The organism is Bacteroides sp. 44_46, from assembly GCF_001915465.1.
Lineage (GTDB): Bacteria > Bacteroidota > Bacteroidia > Bacteroidales > Bacteroidaceae > Bacteroides > Bacteroides clarus.
In genome coordinates this window covers 78,705-97,760 of sequence record NZ_MNQO01000017.1, presented here as the reverse complement: position 1 = coordinate 97,760, position 19,056 = coordinate 78,705, and the positions used below count along the sequence as shown (strand labels likewise).

The 19,056-nt window shown below is 44.6% G+C and carries 12 protein-coding genes and 1 pseudogene; 7 read left to right on the top strand and 6 right to left on the bottom strand.

Annotation, left to right across the window (positions count from 1 at the left end):
• Positions 1–48 precede the first annotated feature (48 nt).
• The 3 genes from BHV73_RS09120 to BHV73_RS09110 form a co-directional block, all read right to left on the bottom strand.
• Positions 49–690, bottom strand: coding sequence for a DUF4858 domain-containing protein (locus tag BHV73_RS09120; protein WP_195620962.1), 642 nt, complete (start codon positions 688–690; stop codon positions 49–51).
• A 435-nt stretch (positions 691–1,125) separates the two neighbouring features.
• A complete protein-coding gene (gene nudC / locus BHV73_RS09115) occupies positions 1,126–1,938 on the bottom strand; it encodes an NAD(+) diphosphatase (protein ID WP_229116252.1) in 813 nt (270 codons plus the stop codon).
• 23 nt (positions 1,939–1,961) lie between these two features.
• Positions 1,962–2,603, bottom strand: a complete 642-nt coding sequence (locus BHV73_RS09110; RefSeq protein ID WP_009121719.1) for an HU family DNA-binding protein — start codon at positions 2,601–2,603, stop codon at positions 1,962–1,964.
• Positions 2,604–2,961: 358 nt separating this feature from the next.
• Between BHV73_RS09110 and BHV73_RS09105 the strand changes: the two genes are divergently transcribed.
• The 7 genes from BHV73_RS09105 to BHV73_RS09075 all read left to right on the top strand — a co-directional run bounded on the left by BHV73_RS09105 (position 2,962) and on the right by BHV73_RS09075 (position 14,760).
• Entirely contained in the window at positions 2,962–3,558 is a 597-nt protein-coding gene (locus BHV73_RS09105; RefSeq protein WP_229116253.1) for an RNA polymerase sigma-70 factor, read from the top strand.
• Positions 3,559–3,624: 66 nt separating this feature from the next.
• Entirely contained in the window at positions 3,625–4,632 is a 1,008-nt protein-coding gene (locus BHV73_RS09100; RefSeq protein WP_009121721.1) for a FecR family protein, read from the top strand.
• 167 nt (positions 4,633–4,799) lie between these two features.
• Complete coding sequence (locus tag BHV73_RS09095; protein ID WP_022218493.1) at positions 4,800–8,270, top strand: TonB-dependent receptor; 3,471 nt, start codon at positions 4,800–4,802, stop codon at positions 8,268–8,270.
• Between the two features lie 13 nt (positions 8,271–8,283).
• On the top strand, positions 8,284–10,287 hold the full coding sequence (locus BHV73_RS09090) for a RagB/SusD family nutrient uptake outer membrane protein (RefSeq protein ID WP_286738018.1): 2,004 nt from the start codon (positions 8,284–8,286) through the stop codon (positions 10,285–10,287).
• Positions 10,288–10,300: 13 nt separating this feature from the next.
• Positions 10,301–12,016, top strand: a complete 1,716-nt coding sequence (locus BHV73_RS09085) for a DUF5123 domain-containing protein (protein WP_286738016.1) — start codon at positions 10,301–10,303, stop codon at positions 12,014–12,016.
• A gap of 51 nt (positions 12,017–12,067) precedes the next feature.
• Complete coding sequence (locus tag BHV73_RS09080; RefSeq protein ID WP_129618218.1) at positions 12,068–13,453, top strand: pectate lyase family protein; 1,386 nt, start codon at positions 12,068–12,070, stop codon at positions 13,451–13,453.
• Between the two features lie 8 nt (positions 13,454–13,461).
• Complete coding sequence (locus tag BHV73_RS09075; RefSeq protein WP_373129677.1) at positions 13,462–14,760, top strand: glycoside hydrolase family 88/105 protein; 1,299 nt, start codon at positions 13,462–13,464, stop codon at positions 14,758–14,760.
• 216 nt (positions 14,761–14,976) lie between these two features.
• On the opposite strand, the gene BHV73_RS09070 is transcribed toward BHV73_RS09075, so the two are convergent.
• From BHV73_RS09070 to BHV73_RS09060, 3 genes and pseudogenes are all read right to left on the bottom strand, one after another.
• On the bottom strand, positions 14,977–15,489 hold the full coding sequence (locus BHV73_RS09070; RefSeq protein WP_087413189.1) for an ECF transporter S component: 513 nt from the start codon (positions 15,487–15,489) through the stop codon (positions 14,977–14,979).
• Positions 15,490–15,607: 118 nt separating this feature from the next.
• Positions 15,608–17,500, bottom strand: a pseudogene (locus BHV73_RS09065) (TonB-dependent receptor).
• A gap of 64 nt (positions 17,501–17,564) precedes the next feature.
• A complete protein-coding gene (locus tag BHV73_RS09060) occupies positions 17,565–18,986 on the bottom strand; it encodes an aldo/keto reductase (protein WP_009121729.1) in 1,422 nt (473 codons plus the stop codon).
• Positions 18,987–19,056 lie beyond the last annotated feature (70 nt).

Here is a 19,056-nt window from a genome sequence, read left to right as displayed (position 1 = left end):
TATGGAAAGGTGCAAGCGGCAGTAAGCCGCCTGCACCTTTTTTCATATCTAAAAAGATATTCCCACACTTGTTTCCCACACCCATTCCCAGCGTCCGTGGATTATATTGAATTGGCGTCTGACACCTGTTTTTACCTGTACCTGCCTGTTGATGTCATACGAGAATCCACTTCCAAGATACAGCGGGCTTACTGTTCCCGGCAATATGGTGGATTTACCGCTGCTGCGGTTATAGCCTGCGTAAACATGATAGCCGAGCTTTTGAGTGACGTCAAACTTGAAATCTGTCTTTTGCTGTAAAAGTACCCTTGCTCTTTTGCCATATTCCGTAGTGGCTGAGATACTGAATCGCTGAGTGTTCAGTATATATTTATTCCGTCGTTGGGTGTTGTAATATATGTGCGTATTGTCCAGCCGGAATCCGGGTATCGCGTATATCTGCCGGAGATTTTCCGGCTTGGGTAAAAGTTCCTCAACGGGTAAAATGGGAATACTGTGTATCTGTGCGGGTGTGGAAAATAACAGGTCGATTTCTTGTTTGACAGTAGGATTAATGGATATATCCGTTGTTCCGTCCAGTATCTCTTTCAGTTTAATGGAATCTTGTTTCGTCCATGTAGTCTGTCCTTGCACCGGAAAGGAAAAACCGGCAGATAATACTGCCAACAATATATATTCCTTTTTAATCATTTCTGTTCATTGTTGAGTCTTGGTTGTAGGTTAGACGCAACACGCCACAGAATGCTGTAAGAAACGGCTGTAAAAAAGGTTAAGAGGGAGCAGGGCAAAATCTTGCTTGCTGTTTGCTTTTTAGGTACGGATTACAAGGATTGCGCGGATAAATTTAAAGAGTACCGTGGAATCCGCGCAATCCGTGTCTAAAAGAAATCATCATACGTATTTTGAAGTACCTCAATTAAGTTTCTTTTATATTCTTTATGCCGATTATCTAATCATTCTCCGTTAAATGCTGTTCTTATATGCGACGGAGGTCAACAGTTAACAGATGTACTTACAGATTGCGGTTGCACGCCGATTGGTTGATGTGAATGAGAGTCGTTTCATTCGTAGTTGTTCGTTTGTGAGCGCGTGTTTTCCGCAATCTGTTTTTTTATGCCCTTTCCTTTAATTATTTTCCAACCACCAGTCAATCAGCTTTCGTGCAATACTTAGCTTACGTGGAATTTCCGGCAGATTGTCTTTGGAATAGAATGCGCCGGAACTGAGCTCATCGGCTTGCAGCTTGATTTCTCCGCTTTCGTAGTCGGCAATGAAGCCTACCATTAACCCGCTGGGATAGGGCCATGGCTGACTGCCGAAATAAGTGATGTTCTTCACCTTCAGTCCCGTTTCTTCCATAACTTCCCGCTCTACGCATTGTTCCAGTGTTTCGCCCGTTTCCAGAAATCCGGCTACCAGCCCATGGAAAGTACCGCGGAAGTTGCGTGCATGCACCAGCAATATTTCTTTGTCTTTCCGTATCAGCACGATGATAGCCGTAGAAACGGGGGGATACATCTCATTTCCGCATTCTGGGCATTTCTTCATGATAGGAGTGTGTTGTTCCATAGGAGTGCCGCATACGGGACAGAAGCGGCTGTGCTCGTCCCAATAGAGTATCTGGAATGATTTTCCCGCTGCCTGGTAATCCGCCAATGGCAGATAGTCGTAAGAAGCGCGTAAACCTGTCATTACCCATTCTTCGGTTTCGGGTACAGGCTGTTCGAGGGCGAAGGTTTTTACCTTATGTCCGTCCGTCAGAGTTACCTCGTGTATCGTACATCCCGCTTCGGGTGTTACAGGCGGATTTATTCCATGGGGTATACCGTATTTGTTTTCTCCGTTTGTTGTGTATTCTTTCTTTAACAGCAGTTGGTCTTTGAAAAAGACGAACCACTGCATGGAATTTTCCGGTTCTGTTGTTTTTGCGATTTCCATATTCTGATTTCTATCGAGATTTGTTATTCTTTTATTTCTTCATTGTATTTTTCGCCTGCAACATAGACGGCAGACCTTCCCGAACCTCTACGTCGCAGAATACCTTGTTGAATAAGGTTATTCAGTTCGTTCATGGCGGCGTATGGCGTAAGCTTGGTTATTTGGACGTACTCCCGGCGGGTGATGCAAATATTGGCTTTTAAGAATACAGCCAATGCGGCTTTGCGCTCTTCTATGCTGGACGTAATTGCAGCGGCCTTACGTGAGGGAGAGTGTACGCGTTCCAGTGTCATTTTGTGTATAATCCTCTTACGGAATGTACTGCTGATACGTAGATGCACATTTTGAAACACAACGGATTCCGCCCTTATTTTTTGCTGGTTATCGTCTGTTTTCCGAAGGCATTTTAGCGAAGTACTGAGAAATCCGAGTTCACCCAGTTCCACGATATTTCCGTCGGCAAGTAAATCGCAGAGGTCATCAATAAGAACTCCTAATGAGGCTCCCAATACATTTTTAGGCAGATGTTGGTATTTTGAAGCATGCTCTATAAATTCTTCTTTGGTATAAGTCCTTTTAGGATAGATACGTGCGTGAAGAATTTTTTTGTTCTCTTTCTTTTGTCCCGGTGAGGGTGTTTCGTAAAAATCGTAGTAGGCACTCATTATATAAGTATTGCAGTTAGTTTTTTGCTATTCGATGAATAAATTCTGCTCTCTCTACAAACTATTTTTCAGCTTGCATAAATTTATTCATTCGACAACTATCTAATAATCATTCGACAATTGTCTAATAATTATTTGATATCTATCGAATGATTATTAGATAGTTGTCGAATGAATAGATTTCAGGTAACAAAGATATAAATTATTAAGATGCAAAGGCAGATTTATTGCAATAGAAATATAAGTTATTGTGTGCGGTGGCGCATAATTGAGCGCCTCTTTTTCTGAAAAATCTTCTTAATGATTGTGTAGTTACCTAAGTTTGACTACTTTTGCTCTTCTATAAATGGAGGCGGCTATGAAAGATACATTAATCATTGAACATTTACGCAGAGGGGATGAGGAGGCATTTAAATACATCTATGAGCATCATTATGTCCTGCTTTGTCGCTTCGCCAATCAGATATTGAATGATGCGGCTCTTTCGGAAGAGGTGGTGGACGACGCTATATTTTATTTATGGGAGCATCGCCGGGAGATAGAAATCACGTATTCTGTACGTGCTTATCTGATGCGTGCTGTACGTAACCGTTGCCTGAATGAATTGCAATCCTTGAGCCATCGCGAAGAACTGCATTTTTCATCTTTTATGCTGCCGGAAAATATGGAATTCCTCGATTCTGTTTTTGTGGAAGAGAATCAGCCCTTAGGTGTATTGCTCGAACAAGAACTGGAAGATGAATTGACCCGCAGCATAGAAGAACTGCCTGTGGAATGTCGCACCGTATTTAAAAAAAGTCGTTTTGAACAAAAAAAGTACGAAGAGATTGCTTTAGAGTTAGGAATCTCCATTAATACGGTTAAGTATCATATAAAGAATGCTTTAGCTCTTCTTCAAAAGCGTTTGGATAACTATTTGCATTTATTGATTATTTATATTTTTATGGATATTTGAAAAAATATATATTTTCGACTACCCTCATTCTTGATTTTTTTGTCTTATATATAAAGCAACAGAATTATGCAACTGGAAGAACATACTGATATAGATTTATTGATAACTCGATATCTTTCGGGAAAACTGGATAAAGAATCCTTTGCCGAACTGAAACGTTGGAGTTTGGAGTCTGAGTCTAATCGGAAATATGTACGGAATAAGTTAGAGGTATGGTTTTCCTCGGGGGCTGCCGATACTGCTGTACGGTTTGATAAAGACAAGGCATTCTCTTTATTCAGACAACGGGTTGCCGGGGCGGAGAAGAAACAAAAACAGATGCTCCGTTTCTCATGGAAAACCTTTATGCGGGTAGCTGCCGTTGTGCTGATTCTGATGATTCCATTTGTTACTTATTGGCAGGGAAAGCAGGCTGTGAAGCAAAATTTTGCGGATATGGTTGTAGAGGCGCCTATGGGAGCGCATACTAAACTCTATTTGCCGGATGGTACATTGGTATGGCTGAACGCAGGATCGAAAATAATATATTCGCAGGGTTTTGGAGTAGATGACCGCCGGTTGCGTTTGGAAGGAGAGGGGTATTTTGAGGTAATGAAGAACGAAGAAGTACCTTTTGAAATAAACACGAAAGAACTGAATCTGAGAGTGCTGGGAACGAAATTCAATTTCAGAAACTATCCGGATGATGAAGAAGTGACGGTGAATCTGATGGAAGGAAAGGTGGCTCTTAGGAACGGCATCAGGGAAATGCCTGAACTTTATCTGACGCCGGACGAGAAAATGGTTCTCAACAAGGTGACCGGTCAAATGGTAAAAAGCAGCACAAGGGCGGCCAAAGCTAATGTCTGGATTAACGACGAGCTTTTCTTTGATGAGGAGCTGCTGGAAGATATAGCTAAGAAACTGATGCGCAGCTATAATGTTAAGGTGGAAGTTGCCGATTCTTTACGCAACAAACGTTTCTATGGAAGTTTCGGTATCTCGGCCAATACGATTGATAAGATTCTGGATGTGATGGCTTCGACCCAGCAGATGAATTATAAATACGAAAACGGTGTATATATACTATATTAATGTTGAACTTAAAAAATAAAATATGAGAAACATGAATTGCATGAGATTTACTTTTTCCGGCTGACACAGGTATTTTGCTTCCCGGATATAATGTTCCGGGAGTCAGCTTTATTTGGTAATTTTACCAAACCTTATTTCTATTCATTAATTAAAAATTCAAAAAGTTTATGGGAAACTTCAGTAAGGCTGTTTTAATAGCCTCAGTAGCTCTTTGTCTTCACCTTTCTGCTTTTTCACAAGATATATCACTGAAAGCTAAGCAAATAACGGTGAAAGAAGCGATAGAACTATTGAAAGAAAAATCCGGTTACTCATTTGTGTTTTCATCTGCGGATGTAAATACGAATAAGCGAATTTCAATATCTACGGATAAAGCGACGATTGATGATGTCGTTAAGCAAATTCTTCAGGGACAAAACAATCTGACTTACGAAATTCAGAATAAACGAATAATAGTAAAGAAGATACAACCGGAAGGAAAAACAAAGAGTAAGCGAGTTAAAGCCATCGGTAAGGTTGTGGATGATGCAGGGGAGCCTATCATCGGTGCGACTGTCAGAGAGCAGGGAACAACCAACGGAGCGGTTACCGGTATTGACGGCAGCTTTTCGCTGGACGTTACGGATAATGCCAATCTGGAAATATCTTACATCGGCTATGAGACACGCAAAGTAAAAGCCCAGCAAGGTAAAAAACTGGATATAACTTTACGTGAGGATGCGAATGTGCTGGATGAAATTGTGGTATTGGGATATGGCAATATACGCCGTAGCGATGTGACGGGTTCCATTGCATCTGTTTCATCCGAGTCTATATCCAAGGTGGCTTCGGCTTCCGTAGCCGATGCTTTGGCTGGAAAAATGGCCGGTGTACAGATTACCACTACAGACGGTGCGTTGGACGCTGAAATCAGCGTTCGCGTGCGTGGCGGTGGTTCCATTACCCAGGATAACTCGCCGTTGTTTTTGGTGGATGGTTTTCCGGTAGATGATTTGAGCGGTATTCCGCCGACGGATATTGAATCCATTGATGTATTGAAAGAAGCGTCAATGACAGCTATTTACGGAGCGAGAGGTGCGAACGGTGTTGTTATCGTGACTACCAAGAATCCTAAAATGGGTAAAACAACGGTGCAGTTTAACAGCTATCTGCAGATGCGTACGCTGGCACGCAAAATACCGGTGATGAACAACTATGAGTTTGTAATGGCCGAATATGAATACCAGATGATCCGTAAAGGTTCGGATGAGGGCTTTATCAAAAACTTCGGCTATTATGACGATATCGATTTGTACAAATACACGAACACTACTGACTGGCAGGATGAAATTTTGGGCGGTAATCCTCTTTCACAGTATTATAATATAACCGTTAACGGCGGTAATGAAAAAACTAAATTCAATTTAAGTTATACCCGCAATAAAGATGAGGGACAGTTGATTGGTTCGGGACTGACACGTAATAACATCAACCTGAAATTGAATCATCAGTTGTTCAAGAATCTGAAACTGGAAACAAATGCAACGTATCGCACACGCACCATTGACGGTGCCGGAACTTCGGGAACAAATATCGTTACCGCACTTCGTTTCCGCCCTACCAACGGATTGTCGGCGGGAGTTGCCGTTGACCCCGATGATGACGAGGAAAACCTGGATGAAGACGGAAACTCTCTGAATCAGAAATATACTCCGGTAGAAGAGAATAAACAGAATTACAGAAAACGGGACGAACAGGCTATCAGCCTAAAAGCTGCCTTGGTGTGGGATGTGATAAAAGGGCTACAATTTCGTTCCGAGTATGGAATCAGTACGACTCATGCAAATGACAATCAGTTTTACGGCCCGTTGTCCAGTACGGCTTCTGCTGCGGGTATGAACAATATGCCTTCGGCTAAGCGTACCAAAACCCATAAGGAATCATATCGTCTGGCAAATACGCTGACCTATCGTAACTCGTTTAATAAGTCTCACAATGTCAATATAATGCTGGGACAGGAAATTAACCATGCGCAGAACGATAATACGTTTATGAGCGCGAAGCTATTTCCGGTTTCAGTAACGGCAGAGGCGGCTTTGGAGAATTTTGCTTTGGGAACTCCCAATCAGAGCACCAGTTACAGAAGCGCTCCCGACAGAACATCCTCTTTCTTCGGACGTGCATTGTATGATTACAAAAATCGTTATTATGCCACTCTGACGGTTCGTGCCGACGGGTCTACCAAGTTTGCTCCCGGTAAGCAATGGGGATATTTTCCGGCAGGTTCTATTGCCTGGAGAATTTCCAATGAAAAGTGGATGAAGCCTATAAGATTCATTTCCGACTTGAAGTTGAGAGCCAGCTACGGTCTGGCAGGTAATAACCGTATCGGTAATGATTTGTGGCATAATATCTATCGCGTATACAGCGGAACGAGCGCTCCCGCTTTCGGCAATGAAGAGTATAATTATTATCAGTTTGCCGACCAGACCTATCTTTATGACCCTGACTTGAAATGGGAAACAACCATAACCCGTAATATCGGTTTGGATTTCGGATTCTTTAGAAATCGTTTGAGCGGTACGGTCGATGTATATTGGAATACTACCAAGGACTTGTTGGTTCCTTCCATCATTCCCAATTCATCGGGTTACTCCCGTCAGATGACAAATGTGGGACAGACCTCAAATAAAGGAGTTGAAATTTCTTTGGACGCAAAAATCGTTCAGACAAAGAATTTCCAGTTATCGGCAAATTTCAACGTCGCGTTCAATAAGAATAAGGTGGACAAACTGGCTACCGGTGAGACCGAATGGAAAACCAAAGCCTCATTGTCCAACTGGTATGGAACGTATAACTATAAGATGGAAGTAGGCAAAAGCATGGGATTGATTTACGGATTCGTCAATGACGGGTTCTATAAGGTAGATGATTTTGATTTCGACGCGACGACTAAAAAATGGACTTTGAAGCCGGGCGTACCCGACAATTCATCATTCAGTTCCGGTAACTTCGCCTTTAAGCCGGGCGCCATGAAATTCAAGAAACTGTCCGATTCCGAATCGAACCTGATTACGGAAGATGATATGACGGTGATAGGTGATACCAATCCTAAAGTGACCGGCGGTTTCGGTCTTTCCGGTAACTGGAAAAATCTGGACTTTACGGCATTCTTCAATTACATGTGTGATTTTGATGTGCTCAATGTGAATAAACTCTACCTGCACTCGGCTGTCCGTCGTAATTATTCCAACTTATCTACGGATATGAATCTTGCCAATCGTTTCCGTTATGTGGATGACGCCGGGGTAAATGTTTCCAGTGACCCTGTTGCCTTGGCTGCATTGAATGAGAATGCCAAAACTTACTCTTGGATGTCCGTAACTCAGGGTATAACAATGACCGATTTGGTTGAAGACGGCTCTTTCCTTCGTTTGAGTACTTTGACGGTCGGTTATACGCTTCCTAAACATTGGTTGCAATCTTTGGGAGTTAAAAGCTTGCGCTTGTATTTCTCCGGAAGTAACTTGTTTACGATAACAGGATATAGCGGTTACGATCCGGAAGTGAATATCCAAAAAGGTTTGACGCCGGGTATTGATAACAATGTAACTCCGCGTAGCCGTGTTTATACAGTCGGTGTTAATTTGAATTTTTAAAATTATATAGAGTATGAGAAAAATATATATATCGGTAATTGCGAGCATATTACTGTTTGCTTCCTGTTCAGATTATCTGGATGTAAATTCTCCGTCTACGTTTGATAAGAATTATGTATTTGGCAGCGAATCCGAAATCGCTACTGCTGTCAATGGCATGTATGTGCCTATGGTCAGCGGTAAGGGTTGGGTAGGGGTCTTGCTTAAGAAGATGCTGTTTAATACGGATGTGGAGTTTAGCGGACTGTCCACCGCATCTAACCTCAATGAGCGTGCGTATGTGCCGAGTACGGGTGATATAAAGTCGTATGGTGATATTTGGACGGGTATGTATGACGGGGTGAACCGTACGAATGACGTTATAGAGGGTATCGAACAGAGTCCGTTGTTTGCCGCCGCCGATAAGACTAAACCGTCTCGTTTGATGCATTACTATGGAGAAGCGAAAGTTTTGCGCGCCATGTATTATCTGGAACTTGTCAGAAACTGGGGTGATGTGCCGTACAGAAGAACATCTGCCGGAAATAAGGATGAATTGTTTATTGGGGCGACAGACCGCAATACGATATTGACAGATATGATAAATGATTTGATAGAAGTAGAACCTTTGATGTTGTATGCGGAAGAATCCGACAGAGGAGTGGAAGCTGCTTCAAGAGAATTCTGCCAGGCACTGATAGCACGTATTGCTTTGCAAAGAGGTGGCTGGAGCCTCCGACCGGATTATGATAATCCTGCGGCTGTGGGTGCAATGGAACGGAGTGATGATTGGAAGGAGTATTATAAAATAGCCGAGGAATATGCCGGAAAGGTTATCTCCGAGGGTAAACACTCTTTGGCCCGCTCTTTCCGCCAGGTTTGGGTAGATGAATGTAATTGGATAGTACCGGTTGCCGATGATAATATTTTTGATGTACCGGCTAAGGTGGGCGGTTCAGGAGAATTGGCTTATTCTTGGGGAACATATATCGTATCGTCAAAGAATTCGGAAGGTGTGAACGCTTCCAATGCTCCTCACGGATATTCGTCGGGCGGTGCCAAATTAGCGCTTACGTATATGTTATCTTTTGATAAGGCGGATTTACGTAGGGATATTACCTGCGAAATGTTCCGTTATGAAAATTCGGGGATGAGTTCTATTGTTCAGAAACCTTTTTCCGAACTTACTGTCGGCTGCGGCAAGTGGAACCGTTTGTTTATGGAATCTCCGCTGGGCAGCACATCCAATAAGGGTACGGGGATTAACTATACGTATATGCGTTATGCCGATGTGCTGTTGATGTATGCGGAAGCTGCCAATGAAAACCATGACGGGCCGACGGCGGGAGCCAAGGATGCTTTGAAGCAGGTACGTAAGAGAGCCTTTGCGCAGGAAGACCATGCGGAAAAGGTGGAAGCCTATGTAGATGCTTTGGGGACAAAAGAAGATTTCTTCAACGCTATTGTTCAGGAACGTGCGTGGGAGTTTGGCGGAGAAAAGCATAGACGCTATGATTTGGCGCGCTGGAACTTGTATGGCAAAACATTATATAACTTGTATTTCGATTGGATTGAATTAGGTAAGGTTGCCCGCACTAAGCAGTATGAAAATACGACAACTCCTTTTGAAGATCCTACTTATAATGCGCGTTTTGATTCTTATCCGGCCGTAGCCTATTATAAGATGGTACCGGCTGATAAAACGCTGTTCCCGGTATGTGTAGCCGAAACAATGGATTGGTATAAGGAAGGTGATGTCAATTCTTATGACGAGGCGCTACCTGCATATCCTTCTAAGAATCCTACCGGTTACTCGCGCGTAGATATGTGCGTTCAATATTGTACGCAAGTCAAAAACGCCAGCCCTCGCCAGTGGGAACCGTCTGCCCGTATTCTGCATTCGTTCTATGGATATATCAACGCTTCGAATGCCGGGTCTGTAAATCCCGAGATAGATCCTGTACGCTATTTGGTTCCTATACCGCCGGACGCATTGTCGAGCCATCAGGGATTATTGAAAAATTATTATGGATATTAAAACTAACAGTAGGATGAAAACAAGATATATAGTACCGCTTTTACTTTTTTGTCTGTTTGCTTGCATGGCGTGTGAAGACGATAAGACGGAAATGCCCCGTTTATTCAGACCTTCTTTTATAGCTTCTTCCTGTTTTGCAGAGGATAATACCATAACCTTGGCCTGGAGAACCTCCGGTGAAGCGACTTCATATACGGTAGAACTTTCACAGGATGCCACGTTTCAGTCGGAAAAGTTGGAAACGCAGACAGTGGAGCATGGTAAGTGTGTGTTTACGAATTTACGTTATGAGACTAAGTTTTATGCTCGTGTCAGAGCCAATAACGAATCTCTTGCCATCACATCGAATTGGACGGAAATGGGTTCTTCCATTTCAACTTTGTCCCGTACCATTCCTAAAATTTTATATGCCGTGGAAGGTTCGCGGATTAGTGAGACTTCTGTAGAAATCAAATGGGTGGTATCAGAGAAAAATCCGGTTGACGGATTGGCGATATGGGAAGAAGGGACCACAGAGGAAAGACAAATCAGTTTGGAAAATGCTTCCGCCGGACAATATACAATTACAGGATTAACCCCTCGTATCACGTACTATGTGGCTTTAACAAATAGCGCTGCACCGGAAGGCGCGGAGAAATACAATCAACAAAGGTTTACCACTGCGGGAATGCCTGCTGATGCGGTTGTGGTAGAAGATGGTGTCGATTTGATGGATAAGATAAAGGCCGGTATGACAGATGCAAGTAAGCAAGCCCTTGTATTCCAATTGAAGAATGGAGTTGATTACTACCTGACAGCAGGCGGGGAAGTAGCTGCGAAAACCGGCGATATAAAATTGACCAAGAGCATTGCTCTTCTTGCCAATCCGGGAGAACGTCCTACCTTGTATATTCGTGAGGGATGCTTCAACGTAAAACCGGAAAGTGGCAATATGCCTGATATTGAATATTTTGTTGTTGATAATGTGAATATTAAGGAAACCTGGACTGACAGTAAGCCCAGTAAGGGTAGTAAGACACGTTTACTGAATATTGGGAAGCATGATGCCGGCACTGATTTTACAATAGACAGATTTGAAATTACAAACTCGGATATAGTTTTACCGTCTGCTGTCCTAATGATGAGCGACGCCAGTGAAGGGGTAACTACAATCAACCATATCCGTATAGATAATTGTTTGGTTTCAGGTATTAATACTAGTGCTGTAACAAAGCAATTCGGTTTTATTCATGCTATAAATAAAGGCTCTAATGTATGGAATGATGTCTCTGTCACTAATTCCACATTCTATGAGTTTTATATTTCACCCGGTGTGTTTGGAGCGCCTACTGCTAATGTTCCTATTGCCGCAGGTAACAAGGTTGTTATTTCTAATTGTACTTTCTACAACTGGGGCTCGAATAAGGATGGTAAAAACACTTATAGGGCTGTTGGAAATTTCTCCAAACTGACTGCTCCGCTGAATTTGTCGGTAAATAATTGCGTCTTTGGCAGCAGTGAAAGTAAAGTGCTCGATGCAGGCGGTATCAATTTAGATTCGAAAGGTAATTATTGCACATCGGATTTTGAAAAGATGTCTGATGCCGGTTTGACACTTATCTCATTGGATACGGATGATGCTTCATTATTCCGTAATATCGAGGAGAATGACTTTACTGTGATTGATGCGGAATCCGTTATATATAAGTCGGAATATGGCGATCCTCGTTGGATTACAGTATTGGATTGATTATCTGCAAATTTAATAAAAAGCTAAAAACTCTAATTAATGAGATGTACTATGAATCTAATAGGGCTCTTTAGTCTTGCATGGGTATTCCTGTCCTGCAACCAAGAAGAAGGAAAAGATAATCCGGCGGTTCCTTTTCCGGATTATGGTGAAGTACTGGCCTTTCCCGGTGCGGAAGGGTACGGACGGCATGCCACAGGCGGCAGAACGGGTGAAGTGTATCAAGTAACGACTTTGGCGGATTCGGGTAAGGGTTCTTTACGTGATGCCGTCAGTAAGCCCAACCGTATTATTGTATTTAAGGTAGCAGGGATAATCAAATTAGAGTCTCCTCTCGACTTCTCAAAGAATTTGACAATTGCAGCACAGACAGCTCCGGGTGACGGAGTTGTCGTGTATGGCAATCGGGTTTCCTTTTCGGGGGCGGACAATTTGATATGCCGTTATTTACGTGTACGAATGGGCATGAACGGCCGTGAAGGTAAAGATGCGGCCGGTATCGCCTACGGGTCGGATATGATTTTCGACCACATGTCCGTAACATGGGGACGCGATGAATGTTTCTCCATCAATGGAGACCCTAAAAAGCCTGCCGACCAACCTCGGAATATCACTATACAGAATTCGTTCATAGGGCAGGGACTGCAACCCCATTCTTGCGGCGGCCTTATCCAGACTACGATAAACAACGGGGTTACTTTGTACCGTAATCTGTATATAGACAATAAAACCCGTAATCCGAAAGTGAAAGGACTGAATCAGTTCGTAAACAATGTCCTTTATAATTGGGGAAATGGCGGTGCTTACATTATGGGGGATACCGAGCAAAAATCGGATGCGGATATTCGGAATAATTATTTTATAGTAGGAACTACAGATAATTACGATGGCAAGAAGTTAGGCGCGACGGCTCCCTTTACCCGATATAACGAGCATTTCAGCGCCTATTTGTCCGGTAACTTCTATGATGATAATAAGGATGGCGTATTGAATGGCCGTGAACTGGAACGTGCGGACTGCATGAAGAAGTCGGTTGTAGCCGGAGAGGAGATTATAACTTCTCCTACGTTCCTTGAACGTCCGTCCGATATACATCCCGAAATAAAAGGACTGATGACTGCTCAGGAAGCCTATGAATGGATTGTCGATAATGGCGGAGCTTCCCTGCCCGCACGGGATGAGGTGGATGCCTATCTTATTGACGAACTGACTTCATTAGGGAAAAAAGGGCTGATTATCCATACGGAAGAAGATATACCGACAAAAGGGCCGGGCAGTATAAAATCAGCGGATGCTCCCGCGGATACCGATAATGACGGTATGCCGGACGAGTTTGAAGATAAATACGGCCTTGATAAGAACGATCCGGCAGATGCCATGAAGATAGCGTCCAATGGATATACGAATATAGAGAATTATATATTTCTGATTAAATAGAATACCGAATGATGAAAAAATTATGTCTTGTTTTTATAAGCGTGTTGCAATTGTGTAGCGTGCCGGCAGGGGCGCAAACGAATGACAAAGCCAGAGAGATGGCGGTGAAGATAGCCGACCGTATTTTAGCGTCCACCACTTATGAGTTTGTGGATAAGAAAAGCGGGAAGACCTATACATCCTTAAAGAATACGCCATTGAGTAAAGCGGTGAAGGTCAAGAGTAAATATCTGGATTGGCATTATACGAACGGAGTTACCAATATCGCCTTAATGGAATTGGGTAATAAGCTGGGTAATTCCAAATACGAAAACTATGTATTGAAAAACATGGATTTCGTATTTGACGCGGACAATCAATCTTATTTCCGCCGATTGTATGAAGAAACGCTGAAGAATGAGGGTTGGAAAGCGGTGAACGCCTTGAACTGGCACATGATTTATCGTAATAAACGTTTGGACGATAACGGACCGATGGGAGCAAGCCTGATTGATTTGAACCGGAAGCATCCTGACGAAGCGTTCCGGAAATATATTGAAAGCACCAATCATCATTTGATGTTTTCCGAGCCCCGGCTCGCCGATGGCACTATTGCCCGGTTGTGGCCGCATGTAAATACGGTATGGGCTGATGATGCTTTTATGGCTCTTTCCTTTCTGGTAAGAATGGGAGAGGTGACGGGAGATAATAAGTATTTCGATGATGCTGCCAATCAGATATTGAATTATACCCGCTATCTGTGGTGTCCGGAAAAGGGAGTATATTATCACTGTTACCATACCGACACGAAGATACACGGAGTAGCTCATTGGTCAAGAGCCAACGGATGGATATTTATGGCAACGGCAGATTTACTGTCGAGAATGCCTGAAAATCATCCTATGCGTGAAGATGTCATCGAGAACTTCCGGATGCAGACGGATGGAGTAATCCGTTATCAGGGCGCTAACGGGTTATGGCATCAGTTGCTCGACAAACCGGATTCTTATGAAGAGATAACCGGAACGTCCATGTTTGTTTTCGGCATTGCCAGGGGAGTTAAAGAAGGATGGTTACATCCTGATTATATCTATGTGGCATGGGAAGGCTTGAAAGGGATGCTGACAAAAATCACGCCCGAGGGTGATGTCACTGCGATTTGTGCAGGTACGGGAATTATGCCTTCTTTATCATTTTATTATAACCGTCCGCAATGGAAAAACGACCCTATGGGTGAAGGACCTGTTTTGAGGGCATTGGTCGAGATGATAGATGCGCCTGCTTATACGGAAATTAAAGCAGAACAGCAATATGACAAGATAAAGTAGCGGTTCTGTCTCTTTGTTGAGAAACTGACGTTTTTGATTCTCGTAGATTATATTGGTTGAAACCTTAGAATTCGATAAGCAGAAAAAGTTCATCATTTCTTTCTCTGATTATCGATTCTAAGGTTTTCTTTTTGAGTTGAAGCCAACGGCCTCTATGCTTTTGGTAAAACAGTGTACGGAAAACAGTTCCGCCACTTTTGATAATCCTGCAATGTATTACAGCGATGCGCTATATTTTATCAACGCATACCCGCCTGCTACCTGCATTGCCATTCCCGGCAGACCGATACGGAAATCTTGTACGGCCTGGAAGAAGCTGCCAACCATAACCCACTCGCCTAAAGTACCTGCCACCTGATAGAACAGTACGACAGCCAATAAAATAGGCAGAGAGATGCGGTTGAAGCGGTGTGCCGCCCAACCGGCTGCTACCGCCAGTAATACGGACTTCAACAGAATGGCAGGAAGCACTGCCGGAAGAGGCATCCCGAACAGCAGCGAATTGATTACCGGAGAAAGAACGGCAGTCAGCAATCCCACTTTCCAGCCGAATTTGTAGGCGCCGATTAGGGTAAAGAAATAGATGGGCAACCATGTTATACCACCTTGCGGTATAAGGTGGAAAAGCTGAGGAAGCGCCATATTGCCTGCAATGAACAATGCGGCCATTAAGTAAGTTTTTGCATTGCTGTAATCCAGCGAATAGAGTTTTACAGTTTTTGTTTCCATGTTCTTATAGTTTATAGAGTAATCTTATTGGTTTATCAAATAATCATTTTTATGCTTACAAAGTTATAACTATTATTTCAAACGGCTACGGTCTTGACGACGGTAATGCCTGATTTTGTCAGAAGTTGATGTTCACTCCGCCCATAACGGTGGCTTTGGGCATCGGGAAGCCGTCGTTGATTTCGTAACGTTGCGCCAGCAGGTTCTCACCTCTTACAAAGAGGTCGGCATAACGGCATAAACGATAATTGGCACGCAGATTCCAAAGAACAAAACTTTCTTTCTTCTCCTTACCTTTGCTTACGTTGGTGTAAAGGTCTTTTATATATTGCACCCCGGTTGATACTCCCCAGCGGCCTCGTGTAAAGTCAACACCCGCATAGAGTTTATGTTCGGGAGCGGCAACCACCGGATTCTCCATGTGCAGCCAGCTATAATTGGCGTTTACTTGCCAGTGAGGATTGATGCGGTAGCCGATATTGGTTTCGAGACCCCAGTTCTCAATCTCGCCGGTATTGACGTTCTTGGGCTTGCCGTCCGTGGGAACGGTCATAATCATGTTGTCACCGTCGATGTAGTAGATATTTATGCCGTAAGACAAAGCACCGTCCAACATCCTTTGTGAGAAGGACAGCTCGTAATTCATCAGACTTTCCGCTTTTAAATCCGGGTTCTGCGGCGGAAACATGTACATTTCACGAATAGTGGGATTGCGGAAGCCCTTGCTTACCATCGCCTTCATTTCCACCTGTTCGGGCAAGTGAAACGAAAGTCCGCCTTATGGAATCCATTCCGTACCTACGTGCGAATGATGGTCTACACGGATACCGGCATCCAAAGACAGCCATTCGCCGAGGTCTTGACGGAAGTCGACATATCCGGCAAATTCATCCATTTGCTTGTCTACCCCCGGAATACGTTCGCCGGTGGCCACCACTCTGTTCCATGATTCGCCGCCGAAGTGCTGATAGTCGAAACCCATAGTCAGACGGTTGCCGGTGAAAAGCGTTGCGCTTTGGTACCACGACACGCCCAGCATCCGGTCTTTGGAATTGAAGTGGGATTCCTGCGGTGTTCCGCCGGGATGATAGCCGTCGTTGATTTTATGGCGTCCCCAGTTGTAAAAGAAACTCAAGGCGCCGGAGCTTTTCTCATAATGGTTTTCGAGAGCGAACGAAGTCATGCCGCGCGTGACGCGTGAATCATTGTCTATATACGGATTACCGGCTTCGCCCGGATTGGAAGCCTTGAATTGGGTGATATTTACGTCGCCCCACAGTTTCCAGGCATCGTTGAAGTCATACTCCAGCTTGGCGTAACCGCCGTATTGCTCGAATTCCATATCGTCGCGATGTCCGTCGGTACGGTTGTAAGAGCCGGTGACGATACTGCTGAAACGCCCTTTCTTGATGCGGTTGGAAACCTCCGTCTGTAATGTATTGTAGGAACCGTAACCAATTTGCGCATTGGTCTTTATGCCGTCTTCCTGCATCTTGCGGGTCACGATATTGATGACGCCGCCCATGGCGTTGGAGCCGTACAGCACCGAGGCGGGGCCACGAAGCACTTCCACCCGGTCGGTCAGCATGGTCTGATAGGCGTCGGCAATGGGGTGCCCCATTAATCCCATATATTGGGGATGTCCGTCAATCAGCACCAGCAAGCCTGCCGTAGGACTGCCGCCGATACCGCGCAGGCTCATTCCGCCCGCCGCTCCCGTAGACACGCCGTATCCCATGATACCGCGGCTCGTGGTGAACAGGCCGGGCACTTGCTCCGTCAGTACGGGCAGAACGGACGGCTGAAAACTTTGTTCCAGCACTTTGCGGTTGACTACGGAGATGGTCATTGGCAGATGCCGTATATCCGTTTCGTTTCTTGTTCCGGTGACTACCACTTCATCTATTGTCAGGCTTCCGGCAATGCGCGTGCTGTCTTTTGTTGTTTGCGCGAATCCCGCCATTGCCCAGATACCGGTTATCGAAAGGAGTAATATTGCTTTTTTCTTCATTCGTATTACTTTCTTCATTATTTGCTCCGCCAAAGATAGGGCGTATTTTCTTTCTCCGTTTGTATTATAGTCTCTCTTGTTTGAGATTTTCTACAAATAGGTCTATTTCCTGTAACTTTTTGGGAATATCAATGCCCTGCGGACAATGCGGGTTGCATTGGTTGCATCCGGTACAATGACTTGCCTGGCGAAGCTTCGGTACGCTGCGGTCATAGCCGATGAGGAAGGCGCGGCGTGCTTCGCGATAGTTCTCGTCCTGACTGCTTTTAGGCACATTGCCCTCGTTGATGCATCGGTTGTAATGCAGCAATATGGCGGGGATGTCCAGACCGTAGGGACAAGGCATGCAGTATTTGCAGTCGTTGCACGGAACGGTGGGATAGGTCAGCATCATCTGCGCCGTATCTTCCAGCAACGCCATTTCTTCTTCCGTGCAGGGGTCGAGCGGGGAGAAGGTGCGGAGATTGTCTTGCAGATGTTCCATATACGTCATGCCGCTTAACACCGTCAGCACATCGGGAAAGGTTCCGGCAAAGCGGAATGCCCAGGAAGCTACGCTGTCTTGCGGACGGCGTTGTTTCAGGCGTGCCATCAGGTGGTCGTTCAGTTTGGAGAGGCGTCCGCCCAATAACGGCTCCATGATGACGGCAGGTATGCCGCGCTTTACGAGTTCTCCATACAGATATTCGGCATCCGTATTGCGGGTATTTACTTCTTTGGCATGTTTCCAGTCGACGTAGTTCAGCTGGATTTGTACGAAATCCCATTTCAGTTCGTCGTGTCGGGAGAGGAGATAATCGAAAACTTTGATGTCGCCGTGATAAGAGAAACCGAGATTGCGGATGCGCCCCGCTTCACGTTCTTTCAGAAGGAAGTCGAGCATGCCGTTATCCAGATAGCGGCTGCGCAGGGCTTCCATACCGCCCATGCCGATACCGTGCAACAGCAGATAATCGATATAATCCACTTGCAGTTCACGGAAAGAGCGGTGATACATGGCAAGTGACTCCTCACGGCTGTGGGTGCTGGGACTGAAGTTGGACAGTTTGGTGGCGAGGAAGAACTTTTCACGCGAGTGGCGCTTCAGGGCGATACCCGTGGCACGCTCGGACATACCCTGCACATATGCCGGGGATGTATCGAAGTAATTCACGCCGTGGGCAATGGCATAGTCTATCAGTTCGTTGACGGCTTCCTGGTCTATCTCATCCCCGTTTCCGTCAGCCCGTTTCCGGGTAGGCCAGCGCATACAGCCGTAGCCTAATAACGATACACGGTCGCCCGTAGTAGGATTGGTGCGGTAGACCATCTTATCGGTAGGAATCTCGCCCAAAGCGGCCGATTCGCTGTCCGAACTGTTGTTTTTACCGGAACAGCCATACAGCGCGGCTGCCGATGCGAGCGTCCCTGCGCCGGCAAGCTTGAAAAAGTCCCGGCGATTAATCTTATTGCTATTATTATTGTTATGGTTATTATTCTTATCCATAAGTCCCCAATGATATTAATTGATTCAGTCGTTTATTTATATAATTCGTGATGATACTCTTTCATTACCT

Excerpts from the sequence above, each read along its gene's own strand:
- BHV73_RS09120 (WP_195620962.1), bottom strand. The coding sequence starts at position 690 with ATGATTAAAAAGGAATATATATTGTTGGCAGTATTATCTGCCGGTTTT.
- nudC (WP_229116252.1), bottom strand. The coding sequence starts at position 1,938 with ATGGAAATCGCAAAAACAACAGAACCGGAAAATTCCATGCAGTGGTTC.
- BHV73_RS09110 (WP_009121719.1), bottom strand. The coding sequence starts at position 2,603 with ATGAGTGCCTACTACGATTTTTACGAAACACCCTCACCGGGACAAAAG.
- BHV73_RS09105 (WP_229116253.1), top strand. The coding sequence starts at position 2,962 with ATGAAAGATACATTAATCATTGAACATTTACGCAGAGGGGATGAGGAG.
- BHV73_RS09100 (WP_009121721.1), top strand. The coding sequence starts at position 3,625 with ATGCAACTGGAAGAACATACTGATATAGATTTATTGATAACTCGATAT.
- BHV73_RS09095 (WP_022218493.1), top strand. The coding sequence starts at position 4,800 with ATGGGAAACTTCAGTAAGGCTGTTTTAATAGCCTCAGTAGCTCTTTGT.
- BHV73_RS09090 (WP_286738018.1), top strand. The coding sequence starts at position 8,284 with ATGAGAAAAATATATATATCGGTAATTGCGAGCATATTACTGTTTGCT.
- BHV73_RS09085 (WP_286738016.1), top strand. The coding sequence starts at position 10,301 with ATGAAAACAAGATATATAGTACCGCTTTTACTTTTTTGTCTGTTTGCT.
- BHV73_RS09080 (WP_129618218.1), top strand. The coding sequence starts at position 12,068 with ATGAATCTAATAGGGCTCTTTAGTCTTGCATGGGTATTCCTGTCCTGC.
- BHV73_RS09075 (WP_373129677.1), top strand. The coding sequence starts at position 13,462 with ATGATGAAAAAATTATGTCTTGTTTTTATAAGCGTGTTGCAATTGTGT.
- BHV73_RS09070 (WP_087413189.1), bottom strand. The coding sequence starts at position 15,489 with ATGGAAACAAAAACTGTAAAACTCTATTCGCTGGATTACAGCAATGCA.
- BHV73_RS09060 (WP_009121729.1), bottom strand. The coding sequence starts at position 18,986 with ATGGATAAGAATAATAACCATAACAATAATAATAGCAATAAGATTAAT.